Here is a 10410-nt window from a genome sequence, read left to right as displayed (position 1 = left end):
CCCGCGTCAGGAATCGTTGCCGTCGAGGCTGTCGAGGTCGAGTGCCATGTCGATGAGGTGCTGGACGTCCATCTCGTCGATGGACTCCGCCTCGTCCTCGGCGCGGCTGGGGTCGGAAGTGGCGGCTTGTGGATCGGCCAGCCTGAGCAGCGTGTCCAGCAGCCCGGCCTCCCGGATCCGGCTCATCGGGATGGTGGCCAGGGTGCGGCGCAGCTCGGCGTCCTGCGGGTCGAGGTCCACATCGGGCAGGGCGTGGCCGGGGCCGTGGCCCGGTCCGTCCGGGACCAGCTCGGTCAGCAGGTGCTCGGCGAGCGCGGCCGGTGTCGGGTAGTCGTAGACCAGGCTCGCGGGCAGCTTGAGGCCGGTGGCGGCGCCGAGCCGGGTGCGCAGTTCGACCGCGGTGAGCGAGTCGAAGCCCAGTTCGTTGAAGGCGCGTCCGGCCTCGACCTCGTCGGCGGAGGCGTGGCCGAGGGCGCTGGCCACATGGGTGCGGACCAGCTCGAGCACCGCGTCCTCGCGCTCGGCCGCGGACCGCCCGGCGAGCCGCTCGCGCAGGCCCGACGCGCCGTCGGCCGCCACCGTGTCCGCCGGCTCGACGTCGCCGCGCAGGGCCTTGGCCACCTGCGGCAGATCGTCGATCAGCGGGCGGGGGCGGGCGGCGGTGAAGGCCGGGGCGAAACGCTCCCAGTCGACATCGGCAACCGTCACGGCGGTCTCCTCGCGGGAGAGCACCCGCTGGAAGGCGACCATGTTCAACTCCGGTGCCATGGGCGGCAGTCCACGGCGGCGCAGCTGCTCCCCGGCGTCGCCCTCGGCGGCCATGCCGCCCTCCGCCCACGGGCCCCAGGCCACGGAGGTGGCGGGCAGGCCACGGGCCCGGCGCTGTTCGGCCAGCGCGTCGAGGAACGCGTTTCCGGCCGCGTACGCGCCCTGGCCGCCACTGCCCCACACCCCGGCGATCGAGGAGAAGAGCACGAAGGCGTCCAGCGGGTCGGCGTCCGCGCCGAAGAGTGCGTCGAGGTGGACCGCACCGGTCGTCTTGGCCGCCACGATCCGGGCGAACTCGGGGAGTTCGGTGCCGGTGCCGGGCTCCTGGGAGATCCCGGCCGAGTGCACCACGGCCCGGACCGGGGTGCCGCCCACGGCCAGCTTCTCCACCAGCGCGGCGAGTGCCTGGCGGTCGGCCACATCGCACGCCTCGACGGTCACGGCGGTGTCGGTGCCGGACAGTTCGGCCATGATCTCGGCCGCGCCCGGCGCGTCGGGGCCACGGCGGCTGAGCAGCACCAGCCGCTCCGCGCCGTGGTCGGCCAGCCAGCGGGCCACATGCCGCCCCAGGGCGCCCGTGCCACCGGTCACCAGCACGGTGCCGCGCGGCGTCCAGGGCTCGGCGGCCGCGGTGGCCGCGGTGCGCGGGGCCGGGACGAGACGGCGTACGAAGACCCCGGTGGCGCGGATGGCCACCTGGTCCTCGTCGTCCGACCCGGCGAGTACGGCCGCGAGCCGGTCCAGCGCCCGCTCGTCCACGGTCTCCGGCAGATCGACCAGACCGCCCCAGCGCTCGGGCTGTTCCAGGGCGACCACGCGGCCGTAGCCCCAGACCTGGGCCTGGGTGGCGCTGTCCAGCCGGTCGGCGCCGCCGGTCGAGACCGCGCCCCGGGTGGCGCACCACAGCCGCGCCGGGGCGTCGCCGCCCCGCCGCGCCAGCGCCTCGGCCAGCGCACCGGTCAGCGCGAGGCCGACCGGCACCGCCGGATGCTCGGGGTGCGGCCGCTCGTCCAGCGCCAGCAGGGACAGCACCCCGGCCACCGGGCCGTCGACCGTCGCCGCGGCGAGGCGGTCGGCCACGGCGGCGGGGTCGGTGTCCACGGTGTCCAGTTCGAGCGTGACGACGTGCACGCCGCGCCGCGTCAGATCCTCGGCCACGGCGGTGAGCCGCGGGTCGTCGGCGTGGCTCGCCGGGACGACGGTCAGCCAGGTGCCGGACGGGGCCGGGGCGCCCGACGGGCCGCCCCGCGGACGCGGCTTCCACATCACGTTGTAGAGGTGGCCGTCGGCGGCGGACCGCTCACGCTGGGCGCGGCGCCACGACGACAGGGCGGGCAGCACCGCGCTGAGCGGCTGGTCGCCCTCGACCCGCAGCTCACCGGCGAGCGACTCCCAGTCCTCGCGCTCGACCGCCTCCCAGAACCGCGCGTCCACCGCGTCCATGGCACCCTCGGCCGGGGTCCCGGCCGCCGGGGCGGTGTCCGGCCAGTAGCGGCGGCGCTGGAACGCGTACGTCGGCAGGTCCACGCGGTGCGCGCCGGTCCCGGCGAAGTACCCGGCCCAGTCCACCTCGGCGCCCCGGACATACGCCTGGGCGAGCGCGGTGGTGACGGTCTCCGCCTCGGGGCGGCCCTTGCGCAGCGCGGTGGCGAAGGCGGCCGTGTCGGCGTCGGTCACGCAGTCCTGGGCCATGGCGGTGAGGACACCGTCGGGGCCCAGCTCGACGTAGGTGGTGACGCCTTGGGCTTCCAACGTCCGTACGCCGTCCAGGAAGCGAACCGCCTCGCGGACGTGGCGCACCCAGAAGTCGGGGCTGGTGATCTCCTCGGCGGAGACCAGCTCGCCCGTCAGGTTGGACACGATGGGGATGCGCGGGGATTCGTAGGTGAGCCCCCGCGCCACCTCGCGGAACGCGTCCAGCATGCCGTCCATGCGCGGGGAGTGGAAGGCGTGGCTGACCGTGAGCCGCTTGGTCTTACGGCCCTGAGCCTCGAAACCGGAAGCGATCTCCAGCGCCGCGTCCTCATCGCCCGCGATGACCACGGAGGTGGGCCCGTTGAGCGCGGCGATCGAGACGCGCTCGGTGAGCAGCGGCGTCACCTCGTCTTCGGACGCCTGGATCGCGATCATCGCGCCACCGGTGGGCAGCTCCTGCATCAGACGCCCACGGGCGGCCACCAACTTCGCGGCGTCGGCGAGCGACAGCACACCCGCCACATGCGCGGCGGCCAGCTCACCGATCGAATGCCCGGACAGGAAGTCCGCCTTCAGCCCCCACGCCTCCGAGACCAGCCGGAACAGCGCCACCTCGACCGCGAACAGCGCGGGCTGAGTGAACCCCGTCCGGTCCAGCGCCTCGGCGTCATCCCCGAACAGGACGTCCTTCAACGGCCGCTCAAGGTGCCCGTCCAGCTCAGCACACACCGCGTCCAGAGCCTCCGCGAACACCGGGTGGGCGTCGTACAGCTCACGCCCCATCCCCAGCCGCTGGCTGCCCTGACCGGTGAACAGGAACGCCACCTTGCCACCGGCCACCGAGCCCGCGACGAGCCCCGCCGTGCCACGCCCCTCGGCCAGCGCCGCCAGCTGGTCGCCGAGGAGGTCGCCGTCCCGGCCGAGCAGCACGGCCCGGTGTTCCAGGGCGGCGCGCGAAGTGGCCAGGGAGTACGCGAGGTCGAGCGGGCGCGGACCGTCGGCCCCGGCTGCGGCCACGGAGCGGCGCAGCCGGGCGGCCTGGGCCCGTAGCGCGTCCTCGGTGCGGGCCGAGACCGGCCAGGCGAGGACGGGCAGGGACCGCTCCGGGGCGGGCGCGGGGACCGCATCCATGGCCGGGGCCTGCTCGATAATGGCGTGCGAGTTGGTGCCGCTGAAGCCGAACGACGACACGCCCGCGCGGCGCGGACGGCCGGTCTCCGGCCAGGGCCGGGCCTCGGTCAGCAGCTCGATGTCCCCCGCCGTCCAGTCGACGTGCGGGGTCGGCTCGCTGACGTGCAGGGTCCGCGGCAGCACACCGTGGCGCATCGCCATGACCATCTTCATGATGCCGGCGGCGCCCGCCACGGCCTGGGTGTGGCCGATGTTGGACTTCACCGAGCCCAGCCACAGCGGGCGGTCCTCGGGCCGGTCCTGGCCGTAGGTGGCGAGCAGCGCCTGCGCCTCGATCGGGTCGCCGAGCGTCGTGCCGGTGCCGTGGGCCTCCACGACGTCGATGTCCGTGGCCGACAGCCCGGCGTTGGCGAGGGCCTGCCGGATGACGCGCTGCTGGGACGGGCCGTTGGGCGCCGTCAAGCCGTTGGACGCGCCGTCCTGGTTGATGGCGGTGGAGCGCAGGACGGCGAGCACCGGGTGACCGTTCCTGCGGGCGTCGGAGAGCCGCTCCACCAGGAACAGGCCGACGCCCTCGGACCAGTTGGTGCCGTCCGCGTCACCGGAGAACGCCTTGATCCGGCCGTCGGCGGCCAGTCCGCGCTGCCGGCTGAACTCCAGGAAGGCGCCCGGGGTGGACATGACGGTGACGGCACCGGCCAGCGCGAGCGAGCATTCGCCGTTGCGCAGCGCCTGCGCCGCCAGGTGCAGCGCCACCACCGAGGACGAGCAGGCGGTGTCGATGGTGACCGCCGGGCCTTCGAGCCCGAAGGCGTAGGAGAGGCGGCCGGAGGCCACGCTGGAGGAGTTGCCGGTGCCGAGGTGGCCTTCGAGGCCCTGCGGCTCGTTCAGCCACAGGGTCAGGTAGTCCTGGTCGTTGGAGCCGATGTAGACGCCGGTACGGCTGCCGCGCAGCGCGGCCGGGTCGATCCCGGCCCGCTCGAACGCCTCCCAGGTGGTCTCCATCAGCAGCCGCTGCTGCGGGTCCATGGCGAGGGCCTCGCGCGGCGAGATGCCGAAGAACGAGGCGTCGAAGTCGGCCACGTCGTGCAGGAAGCCGCCCTCGCGGGTGTAGCTGGTGCCCTCGAGGTCGGGGTCGTCGCTGTAGAGGGTGGCGAGGTCCCAGCCGCGGTCGGCCGGGAACGGCGTGATGGCGTCGTCACCCGCCACCAGCAACTGCCACAGCTCCTCGGGCGAGTGCACCCCGCCGGGGAAGCGGCAGCTCATGGCGACGATCGCGATCGGGTCGTCGCGGTCCACCGCGCTGATCACCCGGTCGGGGACGATGGCGTCGGCCGGGTCCCCCACGATCTCCTGGCGCAGATGGCCCGCCAGGGCGGTCGAGGTGGGGTAGTCGAAGACGAGCGTCGGCGGCAGCCGCAGCCCGGTGGCCTCGCGCAGCAGGTTGCGCAGTTCGACGGCGGTCAGGGAGTCGAAGCCCAGGTCCTTGAACGCCCGGCCCTCCTCGACGGCCTGCGGGCCCGCATAGCCGAGGACGGCCGCCACCTGCGTACGCACCAGGTCCAGCAGCACCCGGTCCCGCTCCGCCTCGCCCAGCCCGGCCAGCCGCTCCGCCAGCGCGGAACCGCCGCCCGCGGCGGTGTCCACCGCGCGGCGCACCGGGACCCGCACCAGCCCGCGCAGCAGCGGCGCCAGCGCGCCCGCCGCGGCCTGGGCGCGCAGCGCCACGGCGTCCACGCGCATCGGGACCGGTGCCACCTCGTCCGTGGTGAGCGCGGCGTCCAGGAGCGCCAGGCCCTCCGCCGGGGACAGCGGCGGCAGTCCGGCGCGCCGCATCCGGCTGATGTCGGCCTCGTCCAGGCCACCGGCCATCCCGGCGCCCGCCCAGGGGCCCCAGGCCGGCGAGACGGCGGGCAGACCCTCGGCGCGGCGGTGTGCGGCCAGGGCGTCCAGGAAGGCGTTGGCGGCCGCGTAGTTGCCCTGGCCGGGGGTGCCGAACACGCCCGAGGCGGAGGAGAACAGCACGAAGGCGGTCAGGTCCAGCTCGCGGGTGAGCTCGTGGAGGTTCCAGGCCGCGTCCACCTTCGGGCGCATGACGTGCGTTATGCGCTCAGGCGTCAGCGAGCCGATCACACCGTCGTCCAGCACACCGGCGGTGTGGACCACGGCGGTCAGCGGATGCTCGGCGGGAACGGTGGCGAGGGCCGCGACGAGCGCGTCCCGGTCCGCCACATCACACGCCGCCCAGGCCACCTCGGCGCCCAACCCGGCCAGCTCGGAGCCGAGTTCGGCCGCACCGGGGGCCTGTTCGCCACGGCGGCTCACCAGCAGCAGATGCCGTACGCCACGCTCGGCCACCAGATGCCGCGCCACCAGCCCGCCCAGCGAACCGGACGCGCCGGTCACCAGCACCGTGCCCTCGGGGTCGAAGGTGTTCTCGGTGGTCGTCTCTTCCGCGACCGGCACCCTGGCCAGCCTCGGGATGCGGGCCACGCCCGCACGTACGGTCAGCTGCTCCTCGCCCGCCGCCAGCGCGGCCGGAAGCGCCGCGAGCGACGCGTCCTGGCCGTCGACGTCCAGGAGGACGAAGCGGTCCGGGTTCTCGGCCTGCGCCGTGCGCAGCAGACCGTGGACGGCGGCGCCCGCGAGGTCCGCCACCGGCTCTCCGGCCTCGGTGGCCACGGCCCCCGAGGTCAGCAGGACCAGACGTGAGTCCGTGAAGCGGTCGTCGGCCAGCCACTGCTGCAGCAGGCCCAGCACCTGGGTGGTGGCCTGGTGCGCCGTGGTGGCGGGCGATTCCCCCACCCCGCCCCTTCCCGAAACTTGAGGCTCCGACCCAAGGCCCCGGTCCTCAAACGCCGGACGGGCCGGAGATGCCGCACCCGGGCATTCGAGTGCCGCACCATCCCACGTCAGGGAAACCACGACCTGGTCCGGCAGGGCCGTTCCGGAATCGACGGCCTCGCCCAGCTCCGCGAGGTCCGCGTATGCCGTGGCACCCAACCCGAACGCATCCGTGCCCAGCACCGCCCAGCGACCGCCGCCGGGCGCGCCGGCGCCCGCCCCGGCCGGGAGCTCGGTCCACTCCACGCGGAACAGCGACTCGTGGTATGCCGCCCGCGCGGCCCGCACCTGCTCGGCCGACACGGCGCGCAGCACCAGTGAGTCCACGGCCGCGACCGGCGCACCGGCCGCGTCCGCGATCTCCAGCCGGACACCGTCCGCGCCACGCGGCTCAAGCCGTACCCGCAGCGCGGGCGCGCCGCTCGCGTACAGCGACACACCGCTCCAGGCGAACGGCAGCCGCCCCTGGCCGTCGCCGTCGCCATCACCGTCGCCCAGGCCGTCCAGGCCGAGCGCGTGCAGCGCCGAGTCGAGCAGCGCCGGGTGCAGGCCGTACGCCTGCGCGTCGGAGGCGGCGGACTCGTCCAGCCGGACCTCGGCGAAGAGTTCGTCCCCGCGCCGCCAGGCGGCCGTGAGCCCCTGGAACACCGGGCCGTACCGCAGCCCGCCGTCCGCGAGCGCCGCGTACAGCTCCTCGGTACGGGCCGCCTCGGCGCCCTGCGGCGGCCACGCGGTCAGCGCGAACGACGGCCGGGGCGCGCCCGTGGCGAGCACACCGTCGGCGTGTCGCGTCCAAGGCTGCTCGGCCGGGGCGTCCTCCGCGCGGGACAGCACGGTCAGCGACCGCCGTCCGGCGCCATCGGGCGCGCCGACGGTGAGCTGAAGCCGGACGCCACCGCGTTCCGGCAGCACCAGCGGGGCGTGCAGGGTCAGCTCGTCGAGCAGGTCGCAGCCGACCTGGTCACCGGCGCGAACGGCAAGCTCCACGAACGCCGTACCGGGCAGCACCACCGCGCCCTGCACCACATGATCGGCCAGCCACGGATGCGTATCCACACCCAGCCGTCCCGTGAACACCAGCCCATCGGTCTCCGCCAGCGGCACGGCGGCGCCGAGCAGCGGATGCCCGGCCAGCTCCAGGCCCACGGACGCCACATCGCCTACGGACGCCGCACCCGGCTCCAGCCAGAACCGCTCGTGCTGGAAGGCATACGTCGGCAGATCGACGTGCTGGGCGTCCCTACCGGCGAAGTATCCGGCCCAGTCCACCGCCACACCGCGCACATGGGCACGCGCGACGGCCGTGGTCAGCGCCTCGGCCTCGGGACGGTCCTTGCGCAGCGCCGAGATGAACGCGGCGTCGGACGTGGCGTCGGTCACGCAGTCCTGCGCCATCGCGGTCAGGACCCCGTCCGGGCCCAGCTCGATGTACGTGGTGACGTTGCGCGCTTCGAGGGTGCGGATGCCATCCAGGAAGCGGACGGCCTCGCGGACGTGGCGCACCCAGAAGTCGGGAGTCGTGATCTCCTCGGCGGACACCACGCCACCGGTCAGATTCGACACGATCGGAATCTTCGGAGCCTCGTACGACAGCCCCTGCGCCACCTCGCGGAACGCCTCCAGCATCCCGTCCATACGCGGCGAATGGAACGCGTGGCTCACGGTGAGCCGCTTGGTCTTACGACCCCGCGCCTCGAAACCGGAAGCGATCTCCAGAGCCGCGTCCTCATCACCCGCGATGACCACCGACGACGGCCCATTGAGCGCCGCGATCGACACCCGCTCCGTCAGCAGCGGCGCCACCTCGTCCTCCGACGCCTGCACCGCGACCATCGCGCCACCGGTCGGAAGCTCCTGCATCAAACGCCCACGCGCCGCCACCAACCGCGCCGCATCCGCCAGCGACAACACGCCCGCCACATGCGCGGCGGCCAACTCACCAATCGAATGCCCGGAAAGGAAATCGGGCCGCAGACCCCACGCCTCCGAAACCAGCCGGAACAACGCCACCTCAACCGCGAACAACGCAGGCTGAGTGAACCCCGTCTGACCCAGCGCCTCGGCATCGCCCCCGAACAGGACATCCTTCAGCGGCCGCTCAAGATGCGGATCCAGCTCCGCACACACCTCATCCAACGCCTCCGCGAACACCGGATAGGCGCCATACAACTCACGCCCCATCCCCAGCCGCTGACTCCCCTGCCCCGCAAACAGGAACGCCGTCTCGCCCTCGACGACCGTGCCCTCGACCAGCCCCGGCGCGGACTCCCCCCGCGCCAGCGCCTCCAGGCCCGCCGCCAGCCCGGCGCGGTCCTCGCCCACGTGCACCGCGCGGTGCTCCAGGGCCGCCCGGCCGGTGGCCAGTGAGTGGCCCACGTCGACGGTGCCGAGGGCGGGTTCGCGGTCGAGGTGGGAGGCGAGGCGCCGGGCGTTGTCGCGCAGCGCCGCCGCGTTCCTGGCGGAGAGGAGCCACGGCAGCACGGTGGCGGTGACCGGCGCGGCGTTCGCGGCCGGGGTGGCGTCCCCGTCCGGCTCCGGAGAATCTTCCCGAGCCTCCTCCTGCTCGGGGGCCTGCTCCAGGATGGTGTGGGCGTTGGTGCCGCTCACGCCGAAGGCCGAGACACCGGCTCGGCGCGGCCTGCCGGTCTCGTCCCAGGGACGGGCCTCGGTCAGCAGGGACACCTCGCCCGCCGTCCAGTCGACGGTCGGGGAGGGCTCATCGACGTGGAGGGTCTTGGGCATGAGGCCGTGGCGTATGGCCATGACCATCTTGATGACGCCCGCGACGCCCGCCGCCGCCTGGGCGTGGCCCAGGTTGGACTTGAGCGAGCCCAGCCACAGGGGCCGCCCCTCGGGCCGCTCCTGGCCGTAGGTGGCGAGCAGCGCCTGCGCCTCGATGGGGTCGCCCAGCGTGGTGCCCGTGCCGTGCGCCTCGACGACGTCGATCTCGGCGGCTGACAGCCGGGCGTTCTCCAGCGCCTGGCGGATGACACGCCGCTGGGACGGGCCGTTCGGCGCCGTCAGACCGTTCGACGCGCCGTCCTGGTTCACGGCGCTGCCGCGCACGACGGCCAGCACCTGGTGGCCGTGTCGGCGCGCGTCCGACAGCCGCTCGACCAGCAGTACGCCGACGCCCTCGGACCAGCCGGTGCCGTCCGCCGACGCGGCGAAGGACTTGCAGCGTCCGTCGGGGGCGAGGCCGCGCTGGCGGCTGAACTCCACGAAGACATCGGGGTTGGGCATCACGGTGACGCCGCCGACGAGGGCGAGCGAGCATTCGCGCTGCCGCAGCGCCTGGGCCGCCCAGTGCAGCGCGACCAGCGACGACGAGCACGCGGTGTCGATCGTGGCGGCCGGGCCCTCGAGGCCGAAGGTGTAGGCGATACGGCCGGACAGCACGCTGGTGGCACCGCCGGTGAGCAGCAGGCCCTCCAGTTCCTCCGGCGCGCCCTGGACATCGGAGCCGTAGCCCATGGCCGAGGCGCCCACATACACACCGGTGCGGCTGCCCTTGACGGACGTCGGGTCGATTCCCGCGCGCTCGAACGCCTCCCACGACGTCTCCAGCAGCAGCCGCTGCTGCGGGTCCATGGCAAGGGCCTCGCGCGGCGAAATGCCGAAGAATCCGGGGTCGAATTCGGCGGCGCCGTCGAGGAATCCGCCGCCGCTGTTGTAAAAGGTGCCCTTGCGGTCGGGGTCCGGATCGGCCAGTCCCTCGATGTCCCAGCCGCGGTCGGCGGGGAATCCGGAAATGGCGTCGCCGCCCTCCGCGACCAGTTGCCACAGATCCTCGGGTGAACCGACGCCACCGGGGAAACGGCAGCTCATCGCCACAATGGCGATCGGTTCCTGCGCGTCCGCCTCCACCTCGGTCAGGCGGCGACGGGCCCGGCGCAGCTCAGTGGTCATCCACTTCAGATTGTCGAGAAGCTTCTCTTCGTTCGCGCTAGCCACGGAAACGTCACCTCCTGA

Annotated in this window: 1 protein-coding gene; it reads right to left on the bottom strand. The window is 74.0% G+C overall.

Going from position 1 to position 10410, the window contains the following annotated elements:
* Positions 1 to 6: 6 nt before the first annotated feature.
* Entirely contained in the window at positions 7 to 10392 is a 10386-nt protein-coding gene (locus LIV37_RS31960) for a type I polyketide synthase (RefSeq protein WP_121824268.1), read from the bottom strand.
* Positions 10393 to 10410 lie beyond the last annotated feature (18 nt).

Origin of the sequence: Streptomyces rapamycinicus NRRL 5491, from assembly GCF_024298965.1 — a bacterium.
Lineage (GTDB): Bacteria > Actinomycetota > Actinomycetes > Streptomycetales > Streptomycetaceae > Streptomyces > Streptomyces rapamycinicus.
The sequence above is the reverse complement of the archived record's forward strand: the minus strand, read 5'-3'. Positions and strand labels throughout refer to the sequence as shown.